This is a genomic window from Picosynechococcus sp. PCC 73109, from assembly GCF_001521855.1.
Classification (GTDB): domain Bacteria; phylum Cyanobacteriota; class Cyanobacteriia; order Cyanobacteriales; family MRBY01; genus MRBY01.
Window position 1 is genome coordinate 1,549,532 of the sequence record NZ_CP013998.1, and the last position, 18,948, is coordinate 1,568,479.

Sequence of the window (18,948 nt, forward strand, 5' to 3'; positions counted from 1 at the left end):
ATGTGTCATGGCCATTGCCTATGTTGTTAAACGCTATCCCCGCTATTCAGAAACCTTCATCGTCAATGAAATTCTCGCCCACGAAGCAGCGGGTTTAGACATCAAAATTTTTGCCCTACGGCCCCCGGTGGATAGTCATTTCCAAGACAAAATTGCCCGGATTAAAGCGCCTGTCACCTACATTCAAAAACCCAGCCAAGGGCGATCGCACCCCGATTTTTTAGGGCAAAATCCCACTGCTGCCAGTTACCTCTGGGCAGAAATCCAAGCTGCCGCCGCCCTGATCCCCGACCTCTGGGAAAAATTAGCCTACGCCGCCGGAGAACGTTCCAGTGTTCTGTATCAAGCCCTCTGGCTCGCCCAAGCCGTCCGCCACCAGGGGATCACCCATCTCCATGCCCATTTCGCCAGCGTCGCCACCAGCGTTACCCGGTTAGCCGCCCATTTTGCCGGGGTTCCCTACAGCTTTACAGCCCACGCAAAAGACATTTTCCACGAGAGCGTTGATCCGGCAGATTTTAGCCGCAAACTCCAAGATGCCTGCGCTGTGGTGACTGTCAGCGACTATAACCGTACCTATTTACAACAGCAGTATGGGGAAGTTGCAACTAAGGTCAAACGCATTTACAACGGCATGGATTTAACGGAATTACCCTACCAACCCCATTTAGAAAATCCACAGCCACCGTTAATTGTGTCAGTGTCGCGCCTCGTGGAAAAGAAAGGATTGACCTATCTGATTGCCGCCTGTGATCTGCTGCGTCGTTGGAATTGTTCGTTCCGCTGTCAAATCGTGGGGAGTGGCCCCCTAGAAACGACACTGCGATCGCAAATTGCCCAACACCAGCTAGAGCCTTGGGTGGAGATTACTGGCCCCAAACCCCAGGGAGAAGTGTTTCAGCTCCTAAAACAGGCGACAGTTTTTGTGGCTCCCTACGTTATTGGGAAAGATGGCAATCGGGATGGTTTACCTACAGTTTTGTTAGAGGCGATCGCCTTGGGGACTCCCTGCGTGGCGACGGATGTCACAGGAATTCCCGAAATTATTCAGCACCAGGAGACAGGGTTGCTGGTGGCCCAAAATGATCCAGAACAACTCGCCAAAGCCCTCCAAATTCTTTTAAACCAAACGGATTTACGGCACCACTTCGCCCAGGCAGCCCGCCAGCGTTTAGAACAAGCCTTTGATCTCCAGCGCAATGCCGCCCAACTCCGCCAACTGTTCCACCAAGGGGAGGCCCAACGATGAAAATTGCCTATGTCTGCGCCGATCCAGGCATTCCGGTCTTTGGCTGTAAAGGGGCCTCGATCCATGTCCAGGAGATGATCCGTGCCTTTCAGAACCAGGGGGCAACGGTAACGCTATTTGCCGCGAGGCTTGGAGGTGAACCGCCCGCAGATTTGGCCGATTTACCCGTTTACTGCTTACCCAAAGTTCCCAAAGGAGATCTGGCAAGCCGTGAGCAGGGACTCTTTCAACAAAATCAGATATTGCAAAATTTATTAACCCAGGCAGCTCCCTACGATCTCGTCTATGAACGTTATTCCCTCTGGAGCCAGGCGGGGATGACCTCTGCGCGATACTGGCAGATTCCTGGCATTTTAGAAGTGAATGCGCCCCTAATTGAAGAACAGGCCACCCACCGGGGTTTAATTGACCGGGATTTAGCGTTGCAGGTCGCAGCGACAGCCTTTGGGAAAGCAACAGCTTTAATCGCCGTGTCCGAGGGGGTGAAGGCCTATTTGCAACAATGGGTGCCTGGCGATCGCCTTTTTGTGCTGCCCAATGGCGTGAATCCAGACCGATTTTCGGAGGTTTTCAAGCCGTCCGCCACAAAGCCGTTTACGGTGGGTTTTGTGGGTTCCCTCAAGCCTTGGCATGGCCTGGATTGCCTCATTGAAGCCTTTGCCCAACTTCGACAAACTGTCCCGGAAGCGCGCTTGTTGATCGTCGGCGATGGCCCCCAACGGCAAGCCCTTGAACAGGCGATCACCCAGCGCAAGTTAACGGCCCAGGTGCAATGGACAGGTGCTGTGGCTCCAGAGGCAGTCCCGCACTGGTTAAGCCAGATGAGCGTGGCAGTGGCCCCCTATCCCGCCAGTGAAGATTTTTATTTTTCCCCCCTCAAGGTGGTGGAATACATGGCAGCGGGGTTGCCCGTGGTGGCGAGTCGCATCGGTCAACTGCCGGACATTATTGACGATGGGGTGGCGGGGATTTTGTGTCCACCGGGAGAGCCAGCAGCCCTTGCCCAGGCCCTCGAACATCTCTGGCGATCGCCCCAGCAACGGCACCAGTTAGGCACCGCCGCCCGCACCGCCGTTTTTGCACGCCACACTTGGGATCACATTGCTGCCCAAATTTTGGCGATCGCCCAAGCCTAGTTTTTCAACGTTGAGGTTAAAAGTTAGAAAAATATGCACCGTGCCTCCCCCATGACCCAAGCTGTCCCTGGCCTCTGGGCTGTAATCACCACCTTTTGGCCCCAAATTCGTACCCAGTGGCGACTCTTGCTAGTGGCGATGGTGACTTTACTGGCGGATGTGGGGTTGCGGTTGTTGGAACCCTGGCCCCTCAAGCTGCTCATTGATGGGGTGCTGATTCCGGCTCAAACCCAGCCGACCCTGGCTTTTTTCGGTTTTACAAATCTCGATCCGGTTTGGCTCTTGGTTTTCATTGCTGCCGGGGTGATCGTCATTGCCGTCAGTCGGGCGATCGCCACCTATTGGAATACCGTCAGTTTGGCGATCGTCGGTAGTCGCGTCATGGCCCAGGTGCGGGATCAACTGTACAGTCATTTGCAACGGCTTTCCCTGCGCTACCACTACCAAGCCCGCAGTGGTGACCTGATTATCCGCGTCAGTAGCGATGCGAACCGTCTCCAGGAAATTTTGCTCACGGCGGCGTTGCCCCTGGTGGTTAGCCTGTTAACCCTGGGGGGAATGCTTGGGGTAATGGCCTGGCTTGACTTGAAACTCACCTTCTTATCCCTCGTGACTTTTCCGCTGTTTTGGTTTGCTGCCAGCCGTTTAAGTACCAAAATTCGCCGTGCTTCCCTCACCCAACGCCACCGGGAAGGGGCCGTCGCCGCCACCGCCGCTGAATCCCTCGCCGCGATTAAACTGGTGCAAGCCCTTTCCCTAGAGCAAGCCTTTGCGGATCTTTTTAGTCGCCAGAACCAACAGAGCCTCCAGGAGAGTATTGAAACCAAACGATTGGCCGCAAACCTAGAGCGGGTGGTGGATGTGTTGATTGCCCTAGGTACGGCCTTGGTGATGGGCTATGGGTCACATCTGGTGATCGAAGATGCCCTCACGCCAGGAACAGTTTTGGTGTTTTTAACCTATCTGCGCAATGCCTACAAACCCGTGCAGAATTTTGCGAAATATACTGGGCGTCTGGCAAAGGCGGCGGCTTCGGGGGAACGGATTTTAAATATTTTGGCGGAAACCCCCGATATTCAAGACAAACCAGGGGCGATCGCCACGCCATCTCTCCGGGGGTTGATTGAATTTAAAGATGTCTCCTTTGGCTATCATCCCGACCAAGGAATTCTTAAGGGGCTAAATTTAACGGTGCAACCCGGCGAAAAAATTACCCTCGTTGGTGGTTCCGGCAGTGGAAAATCGACGCTTCTCAGTTTGTTGTTGCGCCTCTATGACCCAACAGCGGGAAAAATTCTTATCGACGGTCAGGATCTGCGGGATTATCAACTGACGAGCTTAAGGAACCAAATGGCGGTGGTATTGCAGGAGAGTTTACTGTTTGCGGCAACGATCCGGGAAAATATCGCCTATGGCATCGAGAACGCAACAATGGCTCATATCGAGGCAGCGGCCCGTTTAGCCAATGCCCATGACTTTATTTTGCAACTGCCCCAGGGCTACGACACAGTGGTGGGGGAACGGGGCACAACCCTTTCTGGTGGGCAGCGGCAACGGTTGGCGATCGCCAGGGCCGCCATGCGACAAACCCCCATTTTGATCCTGGATGAACCCACCAGTGGCTTGGATAAAGTCAACGAACAGTTGGTTTTTGAAGCCCTAGAACGGTTAGCAGAAAATCGCACCACCTTTCTCGTCACCCATAACCTCCAGTTGGCGATCGCCGCCGACCAAATCCTTTACCTCGACCAGGGACAAATCCAGGAACAGGGCACCCACGCCGAATTATTAGCGCGCCAGGGAGCCTATGCCGACCTTTTCCAACGGCAAACCCTCGCAACCGTCACTAAATCCTTGGGGCGTTAACCATGGCAGAAATTTACCCTGATCCCAAAATGCCCTGGCTACCGTTTGTCCTCGATCCCCAGTTAGTCCAGCCGCATTTCACTACCATTTTTCCCACTGTGCGGAGGGTGATCAAGGCCGAACTGCTACGCCATAAAATCGGACGCCGGGCCTTGATTGCTTATTATCTGGAAACCGACGCAGGGGAACAGATTATTCTCGGCAAAATTCGCGCCAAGGGCACAGATTACAAAAGCTATGGCTACCAGCGAGCGTTATGGGAAAACGGCTTCCACGGGGATAGTGAAGATGGCTTATCGGTGCCGGAACCTCTCGGTATTGTTGAACCCTGGCGGATGTGGCTGCAACGGTGGGTGCCTGGTCAACCCGCAACCAATTTATTGATCACCCAGCCAGGTTTACCCGAAAAAATTGCTGCCCTTGCCCACAAACTCCACACCCATTCCGTACCCACTCAAAAGACCCATACCATTGCTGACGAATTACAGATTCTTGGCGATCGCCTCCGGGATTTTGCCCACCAGCAACCCCAATGGCAAACACAAATTCAATATTTCATCGCCCAGAGTGAACGACTAGGACAAATCTTAGAACAGCATCCCCGCCCCTCAACGACGATTCACCGGGATTTTTACCCTGATCAAATTTTGGTAGAAGGCGATCGCCTTTGGCTGGTGGATCTCGACCTCTATTGCCAGGGAGATCCCGCCGTTGATCTGGGGAATTTCATCGCCCACATGACCGAGCAGAGCCTCCGCACCTGGGGTGATCCCAATGCCATGGTTAGTCAGGAACAGACGTTAAAGGCCGCTTTTTTAGCAAAACAACCCCCAGAAAGCTCCCATCTCAGTCAGGCTATTGATGTCTACGCTAATCTTACTCTCCTGCGGCATATTGCCATTAGTTGGCGTATTCCAGAGCGTCGCCCGAATATTCCCACCCTGCTCGAACTCTGTGGCGATCGCCTTACCGAACAATTGCACCAGATTAGATGAGAAACTTCTCATGGAATTTTCAACGTTGTTTCATCGCCCCAGGTCATCCTTAGAATTGAAGCAATCTGCCCGACAACCCCTATCCTTTAAAAATTGGCTATTTTCCCATGGGTCAGTATCAGCATTATTTACAATCCCCATTTTGCCGACTGGGACTGGGCGTGGCCTTTGCCATGGGGGTTTTCGGACTCTTCCCCGTGCTCGCCCAAGCGACCCAATGTAAAGGAAGTTTAGGGGCGATCGCCATTGGGGATCTCGAAGTCCCTTCCGGAGCCACCTGCATTCTCCGGCAAACTACCGTACGGGGTGATGTCGTCGTTCAACCCAGAGGCACCCTCATTGCCAACGGCGCAGTGATTCAAGGTAATATTTGGGCAAAACAAGCCCTGAGTCTTAATCTCAATGCTGCGACCCAAGTGGCCGGTATTATTGAACGTCCCCTACCCCAACGCTCCCTATTCCAGCGTTAATGGTCGTCTTTTCCCCCAAACAATGGCTTAAACTGCTGCGAATCCATTTTCTCTCGGTTCGGGGTCGCGTTTTTTTCTGGTATTTACTACTGTTATCGGGGTTCCTGGCCATTTCCTTTCCCCTGATGTTGCACTTGGTATTTAGCAACATTAACCAGCGGGTCAGAAATGATCTCAAGGAAGATGTGTATTTGTTTGAGGGGTTGCTTAACAATGATCCCCAAGTGAAACAACGGCTTGCCCTCCGAGAAACCGAGATTTTGCCCCTCTCTACTCCGGCGGATTTGATTTCTCTGTTTAATCTGTATCTGGCCCGTCGGGTACCGGAGGACGACACTTTTATCGTTGGCGTGATTGCCGAGGAATTTTATCGCTCTAGCCCCGAAGCACTACCGCCGACCCTCCAGGCAGATTCTTCTCTTTTGCAACGCTTGGCCCAGGTAAACCGCTGGGAAGAGGGAGTTGATCCGCGTCCCAATTCGGAAACGGGGGATATTTTGTATGTGGCGCTCCCCATCGAAAATGAGACAGGGGATATTCTGGGGCGCTTTATTGCTGTCCATGCGGTGGCGGGGGAACACAATGAAACTCTCACGTCTTTAAAAATTGTTTTTGCGACGTTGATCGGGGTTTTTTGTTTGTCCATCGCGGTGAGTGCCGTGATTGCAGGGCGGGTTTTAGCGCCCCTAACTTTAATTTTGAAAACGGCAACAAGCATTAATGAATCCAACCTGACGCGACGGATTCCCATCACCACCCAGGGGGAATTGGCCAATTTAGCCCAGGCTTTTAACTCGATGCTAGACCGACTGGAAACGGCCTTTGAAAATCAGCGGCAGTTTCTCAATGATGTGGGCCATGAACTGCGTACGCCAATCACGATTATTCGGGGGCATCTGGAATTGATGGCGATCGCCAATCTTCCCCTCGAAGAACAAAAAACGGTGGAATTGGTTGTAGATGAACTGGATCGCATGGGCCGACTGGTGCAGGAGTTGATCCTGTTGGCGAAGTTGGAGCGGCCTAATTTTTTGCACTATGAACCGATTGACTTAGAGTCGTTTTTAGGAGAGCTCTACACGAAAATTACGGCTTTAACGTCTAGTCCTCGCCAATGGCAACGGCAGGGAATGGTGACGGGGATTCTCTGGGGCGATCGCCAACGGTTAACCCAAGCGCTGATTAACCTCGCCCAAAACGCCGTTCAACATACCCAACCCCATGACGAAATTTGCCTAGGGGTCACTCGCACCGGGAAAAATTTACAATTTTGGTTACAAGATAGTGGGCAGGGAATTGCCGCCGCTGACCAAACACGGATTTTTGAACGGTTTGCCCGGGGCCGCCAAGTACGGGGCACAGAAGGCTCAGGCCTGGGGTTAGCCATCGTTAAACAGGTGGCGATCGCCCATGGCGGCAGCATTACCGTCGAAAGCGAGTTAAACAAAGGCAGTACATTTACCCTGACGATTCCCTATGACCCAGATTCTGATTATCGAAGACGAACCTAGAATCGCTTCCTTCCTCGAAAAGGGGTTTAAAAGCGAAGGCTTTACGGTGACCATCGCCAGCACCGCCAAAGAAGCCCTAGACTGGGCCTTGCAATATCCCTTTTCCCTGTTGATCTTAGATTTAGGCTTGCCCGATGCTGATGGTTTAGAGGTGCTCCATGATCTGCGCGGTCAGGGGGTTACGGCCCCAATTATTATCCTCACGGCCCGCGATGACCTCGATGACAAAGTAACTGGCTTAAACCTTGGTGCCGACGATTACTTGGGTAAACCGTTTAGTTTTAAAGAACTCCTGGCCCGTGTCCAAGCGCGGTTACGCACCTTTACCCCAAGGGCGACTCCAGAGCCGATGTGTCTGAAAACCCAGACGTTGGAGCTAGATCTCAAGGCGCGGCGGGTCAGGCAAGGGGATGTTTGGTTAGAGTTGCCCACCCGTGAATTTATCCTGTTAGAAACGTTGCTCCGCCATCCCGACCAAGTCCTCAGCCGTCAACAGCTCTTGGATCAGGTGTGGGGCTATGATTACGATCCAGGCTCGAATATCGTCGATGTGTACATTGGCTATCTCCGTAAAAAGTTGGGCAGTGATCTCATCGAGACGGTGCGGGGCATTGGTTATCGCCTCAAGACCTAAATGTCAGGGCGATCGCCTGGTACAGTTGAAAAATTCCGTCGTGGGCAATGTATGATCAGCCGTTTTAATCTGCCAGCAATTTTAGAAGGATATTCCCAGGGCTATTTTCTGATGGCGGATGAGCAACAGCATTTGGGTTGGTATTCGAGTCGGCAACGGACTTTGATTCCCCTAGATGGTCGGTTTCGTTACCCCAAATCCCTGAGGCGATCGCTCAATCAACAGATTTTTACCCCCAAAATTAACCAAGCCTTTGAGGCGGTGTGTGCCGGCTGTGCCAACCGGGATGTGACCTGGATTTCGCCGGAATTGCTAGACATTTATCGGGCGTTGCACCGGGCTGGGTGGGCCCACAGTTTTGAAACCTGGCAGGGGGATCAATTAGCTGGGGGGATTTTAGGCATCGCCATTGGTGGAGCCTTTATCGGGGAGTCGATGTTTTTTCAAATTCCCAATGGTTCCAAGGTGGCAATGGTTCTTTTGGTCGAACATCTGCGGCGGCAAGGCTTTATCCTATTTGATGCCCAGTTGCAAAATCCACACCTAGAGCGATTTGGTTCCTACGTCATTGATAACCAAGATTATCGACGGTTGTTAGCCCAGGCAGTGCGTTTGCGGTGTCAGTTTGCACCGGATTAAAGAAGGGGAAAGATCTTTTTATAATTAAGGTGAGATTTCTTCGGCAATGGATTGAACGATGGCTTCCCTTGATGATTTGCTACGGGATTTAGAAAATCAACATCGCGCGGCAGCACCACAGCCACCGGACAATGGCCTGGATCAAACCCTAGCGGCCCTCCAGCAGGAATACCAAGCCCGCCCGCAGCCGACTGGGGAAAAGTCATCCCAGGGCGATCGCCTTTCGTCCATGTTGCAGGCCCTCGAGCAGGAAACGACCGCCAACAAACTTAAAGATTGTGAAAAAAATCACCGTCTGTACCAAGACATTAACCGACTGATTGCCGAACAGCAGCAGCAAGCCCAACAGCCCCTCCCGGAAACAGACCTCAAGGCGATCGCCGCCGCTGAAAAGCAAAAACAGGCCCAGGCTAGATATTGGCGTACCAAAGCCGAAACCTGGCTCAAGCAACTGGATCCCCTCTCCAATGAAGGGCTCTGGTTTATGGACTTTGCCGAGGGCTATGACTCCCAGCTTGCTGCCGCGATCGAGTATCTGCAGGCATTAGAATGAGGGGACACAATTATTTTTGGCAACCCTGGCAGTAACTATGGATTGGTGGCGCAAACTTCGAAATAATACCCTGGCGCGTTTGGGCGCAATTATCCTGATCACCTTTTATGTCCTCGTCATTGGTGCTGACTTTTTTGCCCCCTATGACCCCTATGTGTCCCAGGCAGATGGTTCTTTAATGCCGCCCACAGCGATCCACTGGCGCAATGGCATCCCCCATGTTTATCCCACCAGCCAGGGGCCGACGGATCTCGACACGGGCGATCGCCAACTGATTGTCGATACCGATAACCCCCAACCGCTGCGCCTCTTTGTGAAAGGTGATCCTTACCAACTGTTCCAGATCAAATTGCCCGTGCCCCCGACCTTCGAGGAAAAAATTATCTTTCCGGGCATCCGGGGCGATCGCCATTTATTTGGGGTGGTCGGCGAGGCTCGCTTTAATCTCCTCGGCACCGACGAACAGGGGCGTGATCAATTTAGCCGCTTACTCCATGGGGGCCGCATTAGCCTCTTCATTGGCCTGGTGGGGATTGTCATTTCCTTTCCCTTGGGGATGCTCATCGGTGGCATTTCCGGCTATTTTGGCGGCTGGATCGATGCGGTCTTGATGCGCTTTGTGGAAGTGTTGATGACTATTCCGGGGATTTATCTCCTCGTTTCCCTGGCGGCGATTCTGCCCGCGAGTTTAACCAGCGCCCAGCGATTCCTCTTGATTGTGCTGATTACCTCGTTCATTAGCTGGTCTGGCCTGGCGCGGGTGATCCGGGGTCAAGTGCTCTCGATTAAAAACCAAGAATTTGTTCAGGCGGCCCAAGCAACGGGGGGGCGATCGCTCTACATCATCACCAAACATATCCTGCCCCAAACGGCGAGCTATGCGATTATCTCCGCAACCCTCGCCGTACCAGGATTTATCATTGCCGAATCGGTATTGAGCTTGATTGGCCTCGGCATTCAACAGCCTGACCCCAGTTGGGGCAATCTACTCTCTTTGAGTACCAATGCGTCTATTTTGGTCTTGCAACCCTGGCTAGTGTGGTCACCCGCAATTTTGATTATCGTGACGGTGCTGGCCTTTAACCTGCTCGGTGACGGGCTACGGGATGCCCTCGATCCAAAGAGCCTCCAAAACCGCCAAGATTAGACCCTGTTGCGACTAGCCGCTAGGGTGTATTGATTTAAGAAAACGAAAGACTATTGTGAATCCTGGGGTGATTGTTCGTGGCGATGTAACCCTGGGATGTTTTTGTGTTGGGCACAGAAAAAAGACCGGCGACTTTCCGTGTTTCGTCTCGGTCTTCTTTCTGGTTCGCTCCTCACACACCTGTAAGTGTAGACCATCTTTTCTCAAACTGCCATGTTTTTTTCAAGTTTTGTGTCGAAAATTTTAAATAGACCAATCAAAAAAAGCGTGAAAGCTAACGTCACACTGCCTTTGAGTCTTGTGAATTAATTTTCTAATTGTGGGAGATAATGGGCTAAAAATTGGGCGAGATAGGTAAACCACTGCCAATAATGACGGCCTTGGGTGGAATTTTCACGGAGAAAATAAAATAGAGGGCAACGGCGCTGTAATTCCCAGAGAGTTTGTTCGAGGGCGGCAAAAAGATGGGGTTTGGGTGAGCGATGGAAACTCCCTAGGACACAACGGGCGATCGCCTCTAGGAGAGCTTGCTCCCAGGCGGGCAAAAGAGTTTTTTCAAAATTCCATTGGGGCGTATCAGCGGTGTAGTCAGTGGCAAGGCGACTGAGGTCATAAAATCGTTGCTGTAGGTAATGGCAAGAGAATAAAAGATCTGGGGGCAACTGAGGGAAAATCAGATTTTCTCGCTGTAATATTTGATCTAGCCAGCGGCCGATCTCCGTTGGCATCAAAAAAAATTCTAACCAACCCTGGGGGGTGGCGATCGCCTCATAGGTGAACACCGCCGTTGCAGTTCGGTGTTTTAAATTTGATTGCGGCGTTGTTGGAGTAGTGAGCCGAGCGAGATATGCCTGGGCAATGGTCTGGGGAGGCTGGTGGCTGTGGGCGGCCAATTTTAAGGCGATCGCCGACCGAAAACCGATGCCTTGCCGTTGGAAACAGAGCTGGAGTGGAATTTCACTGGCGTTGGGAAGACCTCCCGCCTGGGCGAGGTGTACGCGAAGATCGTTGGTTAAATTGCCATCCTGGGTTATGACTGAAATGGACGCCATTGCAGCTTGCCTGGACTAGGGGGATCTTTTAGGATGATAGAGCTTTCCGCAGCTTTTGCCCGTATTAATGGCCCCTAAAACCGACCCAAGATCAGCTCACTCATATCCACTCTTTTTTTGCGTATTTTTGTGTATCTATTAAGTAATGTCTCAGTTCTTTGCCCTTGACGAAATTAAGCCCCACTCGCCTTTAATCACAGAGTTTTTGCAAGAATGGGCGATCGCCCACTGTCGGAGTCGGACGTTTTTCCAGGAAGAAACCATTCCTACCCGGCCCGGTTTGCTTTACTTTGTCACGAAAGGATTTGTGCGCCTTGAAAGTCGTCTACGGCATTTTCAGCCTTCCCTTTCCCTGGATGGGCAGCCGGTAATTTTGGCGTTTATTGGGGCCGATCAACCCATTGATATCTACCGCAGTCCGATGATCTCGTTCCAGGCGATCGCCCAGGTAGATCAAACAGAAGTCTTTTGGCTCTACTGGGAAGATCTCGACCAGTGGCCCACCCTAAAAAACAACGTATTACAAGCGCTCCGACACCAGCAGCAACACCAGCGCCTAGAGCAGACCCTCCTGTGCCAACGTAAAACTATTGATCGGCTGTGGCTATATCTAGAAATGTTGGGGCGTACCCACGGCAACCCTTCCCCGGAAGGAATGATGATTCCGTTTCCCCTCACCAGCAAGCAATTGTCTGAGGTTCTGGGGGCCACCCAGGTAACGGTCAATCGCCTCCTCAAGCAGCTCATGCAAGCGGATAAAATTCAACTCACCCAGGCGGATCGGTTTCAGGTTCGCCTCAGCCACTGACCATAAAATTGAAAGGGTTAAAGGGCGAGGATTTGACGCACCTGTTCCATGGTTTCGGTGTAGAGAACATCTTTGCCCCAGCGTTGGAGCTGTTGCCCCAGGAGATGCTCGGTTGCTTGATCAGCCAAGGGGGTGACCTGTTCAATGCGGCAGGATTGCGCACCACCACCCGATTCCATGTGCATACAGCCAGAGGTTTCTGAACAAATCACGGTGCAACAATCGGCATCAAGGTTATTGGAGGTGAGTTTGAGGCTCACGAGATCGCCGACGATATCCCCCACATCGGCCATGGGTAGACCTACCAATTCAGCCGTAATTGCTTTTTTGTGGCGATCGCCAAAACGAATGCGGTGAATCTCATAATCCCCTGATTCCCGTTCGATGTCCGTCGGATTCCAGCCGAGGCGACTGGCGAGCCAGCCTAAAAACAAAATCGCTTGGGTGGCATTCCCTTTCTCGTAGTTGAGGGTCACATGGTCTACATCCCAGATGGCTTCCCGTCGTTCTGGGGGGTCAAAGGCAGCGGCGGTTAACTCTTGCCAAGCTGCTAAACGACTCCAATTGAGATCGGCGGTGTTGGTGCCCTGCTGCAACAGTTCGCACACAACCTTGAGATCTGCTTCGGCATCCCGGAAGCCACTGGAGTCGAGGATGAGGGTATCTGCTTCGGCCATCAACCGTTGAAAGAGGCCATAGTTGCTATCTGGCACTGCCTTCCACCAGATGAATTTTGGCAAATCCCGCACCATCAAAGCCGTAATTAAGCCCCCAATGCGCTCTAGGGCTGCCGCTGTGCCACTCAGGGTAATGTACTCGCAACAAACAAGGGTGCTACCGCCCCGTTTATTAATCGGACAATAGGCCGAGACCTGGGCGGAAACGCCTTCATCTTCACCGGTGGTGGGACAAAGGGTAATAATTCGACAGGGATTCGCAGCGGCGATCGCATCGGCCACCCCAGAACTACTCAAATCGGCCGAATAGGTTAATGGTTGACAGCCTTGGTCCTGACTCTGGCACTCCCACATTTCCCGGAGCTTCGCGAGTAATTCCGGTGAAATTTTACCGGTTTCCTCAAAACCATAGGCTTTTTGAGCAGCCCGGATTGCTGCCACCGTCCGCGAACCAGCGATCCCATCGATTGGCCCCGAATAAAATCCTAAACTTGCCAACAATGCTTGGGAATCATCTGGCTCATAGACCAAAAAACTAAAGGTTGTGGCCCGGGTGGCACTCATGCCCTCATCGGAGCGGTAATTTTGCCAGAGTTGCGTCAGTTCCGCTTCAATCTCCTCAATCGAGACATCCTTCGGAGCTTGCAAAGAAACAAGGGGTGCTGAAATAGTCATAATTTTTCCAGAGATTGCTTAGAGAGTTTTTTGCGAAATTTGCGTGCGAAAAGAATTAAGAAATCAAAAATAAACAAACACTGAGAGCCGATATCTGTTCCCTAAAATTGGAAATTCGCCTCTACAACCGACGCCAACGGCGACCATCCCGATTAATCAAAAATTCCGCTTCTGTCGGTTCCCAAGTCCCCGCCTCATATTGGGGCACATTGCTAGGATCCGCTGGCCCATCCCACGCCGCTAGAGCCGGTGTCACCACACGCCAAGCCTCCTCCACCTCATCGGCCCGGGTAAAGAGAGTTTGATCACCGACCATACAATCCAAAAGCAGTCGGGTGTAAGCATCCTGGGTAGCCATGGCAAAGGATGTTCCATAGCTAAAATCCATATCCACACTGCGGGTTCTAATATCTGCGCCTGGCATCTTGGCCTCAAAGCGTAGGGAAATGCCTTCATTGGGTTGAATTCGCAGGGCCAGGGTATTGGGATTCGCCTGTTTTGCTGCCGATGGGAAGATCGCCAGGGGCACCTGCTTAAATTGAATTGCAATTTCTGAAACTTTCTTGGGCAAACGCTTGCCGGTACGCAGATAGAAAGGCACCCCTTGCCAGCGCCAGTTATCCACCATAAATTTCATCGCCACGTAGGTGGGCGTCGTTGATTCGGGATTGACGCCGGATTCTTCCCGGTAACCGGGGACGGGTTTGCCTTTCATCCAACCTGCTTTGTATTGTCCTCGAATCGCTGATTTATCAAGATTGTGAATATCGGCGAGGTGGGTGGCCTGTAATACCTTGGTTTTTTCGCTGCGAATACTGTCGGCATTTAAAGCATTGGGCGCTTCCATCGCCGTTAAACAAAACAGTTGCATCAGGTGATTTTGCAACATATCCCGCAGGGCGCCGGAGGTTTCGTAATAACCAGCACGATCTTCGACACCGACGGTTTCGGCGACGGTAATTTGCACGTGATCGACGTAATGGCGATTCCAGAGGGGTTCAAAGATGGCGTTGGCAAACCGAAAGACCAACAGGTTTTGGACGGTTTCTTTGCCGAGGTAGTGGTCAATGCGGTAAACCTGTTCTTCGCGGCAGACATTTTTGACTACATTGTTTAAAACTTGGGCGGTGCTGAGATCTTTGCCAAAAGGTTTCTCAATGACGAGGCGGTGCTTGAGAGGATCATTAAGCATCCCCGCCGCCCCCAGATTTTTGATGCCAGGCGGGAAAAACTTCGGAGAGACCGCAAGGTAAAAGACACGATTACCTCTGGTACCTCGTTTTTGATCGAGTTCGTCTAAAAAGGTTTTAAGTTTCTGGTAACTGTCGGGGTCGTCCATATTGCCGGAACAATAAAAAAGCCCTTCGGCAAAGTTGTTCCAGAGGTCTTCGCTGCCGATGCCGTCGGAAAATTCCTCAATGCCCTGGCGCATTTGTTCGCGGAAGTAATCGTGGCTCCAGTCCCGCCGGGCAACACCGACAATGGTGATCTCCGGTGGCAATAAATTATCTTTTTTGAGAGCGTAGAGGGAGGGAACGAGTTTACGCTGGGTGAGATCGCCGGATGCGCCAAAAATGACGATGATCAGGGGGTCTGGGGTGCGTTCTTGGCGGAGTCCGACTCTAAGGGGATTTTCTTGTAAGGCAACCATAGGGCTGGGTTTGAAGGAGCAATGGGGTAATCAGAAAGGGATTTTTGACATCTCCCTAAAATCCCCTATGGAGGAGACTTTAGGGGGGGGTTGGTTAGACAGTGGCCAATTGTTTGACTTTGGTTTCGAGGGAATCCATGAGGGATTCGAAGGGCTTGATAAATTTTTCGATCCCTTCTTCGAGGAGTTCGGCCATTACAGCGTCAAGATCGATCGCCACATCTGCGTCACCGAGGGCGGCAATGATTTGTTTGGCTTGGGCGACGTTGGCAGTAATGCGGTTGGCGGGATCGCAGTGGTCGGCACAGGCTTCGATGGTGTCAGGGGGCAGGGTATTGACGGTGTCAGCGCCGACGAGTTCATCGACATACATTACATCGCTATAGTCGGGATTTTTGGTGCCGGTGCTGGCCCAGAGGAGTCGTTGGGGTTTCGCGCCTTTCGCAGCGAGGGCTTGCCAACGGTCGCTACTGAAAATCTCAAGGTAATGTTGGTAGGCAATTTTCGCGTTGGCGATCGCCACTTTTCCTTTGAGACCGATCAGCTTGCTGGCGACATCTTCGCTGACCCCGGATTTAATTTTGGCATCGAGTTGATTGTCGATGTTGACGTCAATGCGGCTGAGGAAGAAGCTGGCAACGGAGGCAATGTTGCTGATATCTTCCCCGGCAGCGGCGCGTTTTTCGAGTCCTTCGATGTAGGCCCAAGCGGTGTCGATGTAGGCTTGTACAGAAAATAGCAGGGTGACGTTGACATTAATCCCTTCGGCGATCGCCTCGGTGACGGCGGGCAAGCCTTCGGGGGTACCGGGGATTTTGATCATTACGTTGGGACGACCAATTTCCTTGAAATAGCGGCGGGCTTCTTTGATCGTGCTTTCGGTATCTTTGGCAATGTTGGGGGGAACTTCAATGCTCACATAGCCATCGAGGGCATCGGTTTTTTCGTAGACCCCTGCAAAAATATCGCAGGCGTTGCCAATGTCCTCAAACACAATGGATTCGTAAATTTCGAGGGTGGATTTTCCGGCCGCAATGCCCTGCTTGATCGCCTCGTCGTAAATTTCGTTGCCGGCGATCGCCTTTTCAAAAATTGCTGGATTAGAGGTAATCCCATGGATCCCCCGACTGTCGATCAATTGTGCCAATTCCCCAGAGGTGATTAAATCCCGACTGAGGTTATCCATCCAGATACTTTGACCATAGTCTTCAATATCAATAATCGGGTTTGCGGTAGCCATAGGTCATTACTCCTTTTGTGTGCGGCGATCGCCCCCAAGCAGTGGGTATTAATGTTTTGATACAGTGCGTGGGGGCACTACTCTCAACTTACAAGATCTTTTTAAAAGTGGCCGGGGATTGTTGAGGAAGTTTTCACTTTTTGAAAAAATCTTGACCTGATTTGTGAGGATTACCTCACCTCAAGGGCCGGGGTCTGGATTACCGGGACGAAAGAATTATTTTAAAGGCTGTTTTTAAACAGGTTAAATTTTCCCTAAAGCGTTGCTTTGCTCAGTGTTGTGACCATGGAAAAGCTCTTTTTGGCTGCTAATCTCCCCTAACCCTTGGCATTTCTTAAACAAATATAAAATTACGTCTTCAGTGAAAATTTTTCTTTAGAAAAAAACATTAAAACTTAAGATTTCACCACCTTGATTTTCGCTAGCTAAAAAATGCCTATTGGAAGGGTTGGATCTCGATGGCGTCCCCATCTTTAAGATAGGGGGCTCCTTTTACCACCAGGCGATCGCCCGCTTGCAACCCCCCTAGAACTTCAATCTGGTCATCGTCTAAAAGCTCCCCAAGTTGGACAGTGACGGCGGTAACGGTGTTGTCATTATTCACCCGGAAAACCGTCGCCTGCTCGCCATCCTGGGGAATCACAGCCTCCGTGGGCACCCCTAAACCCTGGGCCTGGGCCAGAATGATATTGCCCCGTAAAAACATTCCTGGCTTGAGGTCCGTCCCTGGGGGCAAACTAATTTTTAGGGTCGCCTGGCGGGATTGTCGGTCAACGGTGGGGACAATCTCTTGGATTTGCCCCGTGAGCTGAAGATTGGGATCGCGATCGCTGGTAATTTCAACGGTTTGGCCGATTTCGACCTGATTCAGTTGGGTTTCGGGAATGTTTGCTTCGAGTTCTAATTGCCCTGCTTCTAAAAGATTAAATAACGGCTCACTGGCAGCACTGAGATCACCGAGTTGAGCGAATTTTTCGAGGACTTTACCGGAACGTGGTGCCCGGACTTGGGTCTCCCGTAACCGGGTGGTCACTAGGCTAACCTGGGCCTGGGCCTGTTGTAGTTGGGCTTCTGCCTGGGCCAGGGTTTCAAGGCGGGGGCCTCGGCGCAATTCCTGGAGGCGTTGTTCGGCTTCCCGTAATGTGGCCTGATTTTGACTGACACTGGCGGCGGCACCATCGCGACGGGTGCGGGTTTCATCAAGGGTATCGGCGGCGATCGCCCCAGCTTCAAATAATTCTTGGTTTCGTTGTAGGCGTTGTTCGCTCAGCTTGAGATCCGCTTGGCTCCGACCGAGGGCAGCCCTGGCTTGGTTCACTTGTTCCTGGGCACGGGCAAGTTCTTCGGAGCGGGCTCCGGCTCTGAGTTCGGCGAGGCGGGCTTGGGCTTGGGCGACCTGGGCTTGGGCTTGACGGAGTTCTGCCTGGAGGGTGGCATTATCCAATTGGGCCAGCAGTTGACCGGCTTGGACATTGTCCCCTTCATCCACCAGGAGATTAGTGATCTGGAGACCCGAACGGGCTGCCGTAACCGCTACGATCTCGGCGGGGGTAACGGTGCCCACAATCGCCATGGTTTTAGCGATCGCCTGGGGTTCGAGGGTTAAGGTCGTGACAGCTCGCCCAGGGGCTTGATTGGGATTTGTCGTTGGGGCGGATGAGGTTTCTTCCGGTTGGGAGCTGGAAAATTGCCCCCCTACATAGGTGGCGATCGCCCCGATCAAAATTCCGACCACCAAACCAAGCCAGGGTAGCCGCTTCGATTGAGAGGCGATCGCTGGATTATCAGTCGGATCCGGTTTCGGGGCGAGTTGGGTCACGATGGGATATTTGTAATATTGCTTAATAATTATCTTAAAAAATTTTGGGCTGATTTGGTGGCTTTTGCCAGAAGTCCCCAGAAACTTGGGTGACAACCCACCCCGAAAGTTACAGTGGCGGCCCCCGTCCGCCGAAAAGGAGTGTCAAAATATAAACATTGTCTTAAATTTTCTCCATGACCCTTGAGTTGATTTCCCTAGAAACCCTGCAAACCCTCGTCACAGAATATGGCTACTGGTCTGTTTTTATCGGCATCGGCCTGGAAAATATGGGCATCCCCCTCCCCGGAGAAGTGTTAACCCTGCTGGGGGGCTTTTTTGCCGGGAGTGGCGAACTGCAATACCGCTGGGTTTTGTGTGGGGCGATCGCCGGATCATTCATCGGCAATAATATCGGCTACCTGGTGGGAAAGTGGGGTGGGTTGCCGCTGCTCCAGAAAGTAGCCCATTTTTTTAAAATTAGTGATGACAAACTCGCCGAAACGAAGCAAAAGTTTTTAGAAAATGCCCCTAAAGCTGTTTTTGTTGGTCGGTTTATCACCTTTTTTCGGATTTTTGCCGCTCCCTTCGCCGGCATTGTGGGGATGGCCTGGCCGATCTTTCTGCTGTGCAATTTAGCGGGGGCGATCGCCTGGGGAACAGTGACGGTAACGCTTCCCTATTTCCTTGGACGCATCATGCCCCTGGCGGATGTGTTGCGGTTCATGGCGAAATTCGGTCTCCTTGTTTTTGCCCTCGTTGCGGCCTGGATTATTGTTCCCCTGTGGTTGGAGTATCGCCCCCGCAACCAACCGGAAAAATAAGCCATGATAAGCAAGTTTTCGCG

General features: G+C 52.0%; 17 protein-coding genes. 12 read left to right on the plus strand and 5 right to left on the minus strand.

Features of this window, described 5'->3' with window-relative positions:
• Positions 1-7: 7 nt before the first annotated feature.
• From AWQ23_RS07415 to AWQ23_RS07460, 10 genes are all read left to right on the plus strand, one after another.
• Positions 8-1,249 (plus strand): glycosyltransferase family 4 protein, encoded by a 1,242-nt coding sequence (locus tag AWQ23_RS07415; protein WP_062433970.1) that lies wholly within the window; start codon positions 8-10, stop codon positions 1,247-1,249.
• Positions 1,246-2,385 carry a glycosyltransferase family 4 protein gene (locus AWQ23_RS07420; RefSeq protein ID WP_062433973.1) on the plus strand — a complete coding sequence of 380 codons (1,140 nt, stop codon included), beginning with the start codon at positions 1,246-1,248 and terminating at the stop codon, positions 2,383-2,385. The genes AWQ23_RS07415 and AWQ23_RS07420 overlap by 4 nt, the downstream gene beginning before the upstream one ends.
• A 33-nt stretch (positions 2,386-2,418) precedes the next feature.
• Complete coding sequence (locus AWQ23_RS07425) at positions 2,419-4,251, plus strand: ABC transporter ATP-binding protein (RefSeq protein WP_062433976.1); 1,833 nt, start codon at positions 2,419-2,421, stop codon at positions 4,249-4,251.
• A 2-nt stretch (positions 4,252-4,253) separates the two neighbouring features.
• A complete protein-coding gene (locus tag AWQ23_RS07430) occupies positions 4,254-5,246 on the plus strand; it encodes a phosphotransferase family protein (protein ID WP_062433979.1) in 993 nt (330 codons plus the stop codon).
• A 107-nt stretch (positions 5,247-5,353) separates the two neighbouring features.
• Positions 5,354-5,716, plus strand: a complete 363-nt coding sequence (locus AWQ23_RS07435; RefSeq protein WP_012307064.1) for a hypothetical protein — start codon at positions 5,354-5,356, stop codon at positions 5,714-5,716.
• The gene (locus AWQ23_RS07440) at positions 5,716-7,227 is read left to right on the plus strand and encodes a cell wall metabolism sensor histidine kinase WalK (RefSeq protein ID WP_062433982.1); all 1,512 of its coding nucleotides are present in this window, start codon (positions 5,716-5,718) and stop codon (positions 7,225-7,227) included. Before AWQ23_RS07435 ends, AWQ23_RS07440 begins: the two co-directional genes overlap by 1 nt.
• Entirely contained in the window at positions 7,193-7,861 is a 669-nt protein-coding gene (locus AWQ23_RS07445; protein WP_062433984.1) for a response regulator transcription factor, read from the plus strand. The genes AWQ23_RS07440 and AWQ23_RS07445 overlap by 35 nt, the downstream gene beginning before the upstream one ends.
• 51 nt (positions 7,862-7,912) lie before the next feature.
• On the plus strand, positions 7,913-8,500 hold the full coding sequence (gene aat / locus AWQ23_RS07450; protein ID WP_062433986.1) for a leucyl/phenylalanyl-tRNA--protein transferase: 588 nt from the start codon (positions 7,913-7,915) through the stop codon (positions 8,498-8,500).
• 58 nt (positions 8,501-8,558) lie between these two features.
• Complete coding sequence (locus AWQ23_RS07455) at positions 8,559-9,053, plus strand: salt stress protein, Slr1339 family (protein ID WP_062433988.1); 495 nt, start codon at positions 8,559-8,561, stop codon at positions 9,051-9,053.
• Positions 9,054-9,090: 37 nt separating this feature from the next.
• The gene (locus tag AWQ23_RS07460; RefSeq protein ID WP_062433993.1) at positions 9,091-10,200 is read left to right on the plus strand and encodes an ABC transporter permease; all 1,110 of its coding nucleotides are present in this window, start codon (positions 9,091-9,093) and stop codon (positions 10,198-10,200) included.
• Between the two features lie 305 nt (positions 10,201-10,505).
• Here AWQ23_RS07460 and AWQ23_RS07465 read toward each other — a convergent pair whose 3' ends face one another.
• Positions 10,506-11,252 (minus strand): hypothetical protein, encoded by a 747-nt coding sequence (locus AWQ23_RS07465; protein WP_062433997.1) that lies wholly within the window; start codon positions 11,250-11,252, stop codon positions 10,506-10,508.
• Between the two features lie 145 nt (positions 11,253-11,397).
• Between AWQ23_RS07465 and AWQ23_RS07470 the strand changes: the two genes are divergently transcribed.
• Positions 11,398-12,060: a Crp/Fnr family transcriptional regulator gene (locus AWQ23_RS07470; protein ID WP_012307071.1), complete on the plus strand. Its 663-nt coding sequence runs from the start codon at positions 11,398-11,400 to the stop codon at positions 12,058-12,060.
• A gap of 17 nt (positions 12,061-12,077) precedes the next feature.
• Here the strand turns inward: AWQ23_RS07470 and opcA are convergent, their stop codons facing one another.
• From opcA to AWQ23_RS07490, 4 genes are all read right to left on the minus strand, one after another.
• The gene (gene opcA, locus AWQ23_RS07475) at positions 12,078-13,415 is read right to left on the minus strand and encodes a glucose-6-phosphate dehydrogenase assembly protein OpcA (protein ID WP_071884911.1); all 1,338 of its coding nucleotides are present in this window, start codon (positions 13,413-13,415) and stop codon (positions 12,078-12,080) included.
• Between the two features lie 118 nt (positions 13,416-13,533).
• Positions 13,534-15,063: a glucose-6-phosphate dehydrogenase gene (gene zwf / locus AWQ23_RS07480; RefSeq protein ID WP_062434004.1), complete on the minus strand. Its 1,530-nt coding sequence runs from the start codon at positions 15,061-15,063 to the stop codon at positions 13,534-13,536.
• Between the two features lie 94 nt (positions 15,064-15,157).
• Complete coding sequence (tal, locus tag AWQ23_RS07485) at positions 15,158-16,303, minus strand: transaldolase (RefSeq protein ID WP_062434007.1); 1,146 nt, start codon at positions 16,301-16,303, stop codon at positions 15,158-15,160.
• A gap of 436 nt (positions 16,304-16,739) precedes the next feature.
• The gene (locus tag AWQ23_RS07490) at positions 16,740-18,122 is read right to left on the minus strand and encodes an efflux RND transporter periplasmic adaptor subunit (RefSeq protein ID WP_062436580.1); all 1,383 of its coding nucleotides are present in this window, start codon (positions 18,120-18,122) and stop codon (positions 16,740-16,742) included.
• 176 nt (positions 18,123-18,298) lie between these two features.
• Between AWQ23_RS07490 and AWQ23_RS07495 the strand changes: the two genes are divergently transcribed.
• A complete protein-coding gene (locus AWQ23_RS07495; protein WP_062434011.1) occupies positions 18,299-18,925 on the plus strand; it encodes a DedA family protein in 627 nt (208 codons plus the stop codon).
• The last annotated feature ends 23 nt before the right edge of the window (positions 18,926-18,948 follow it).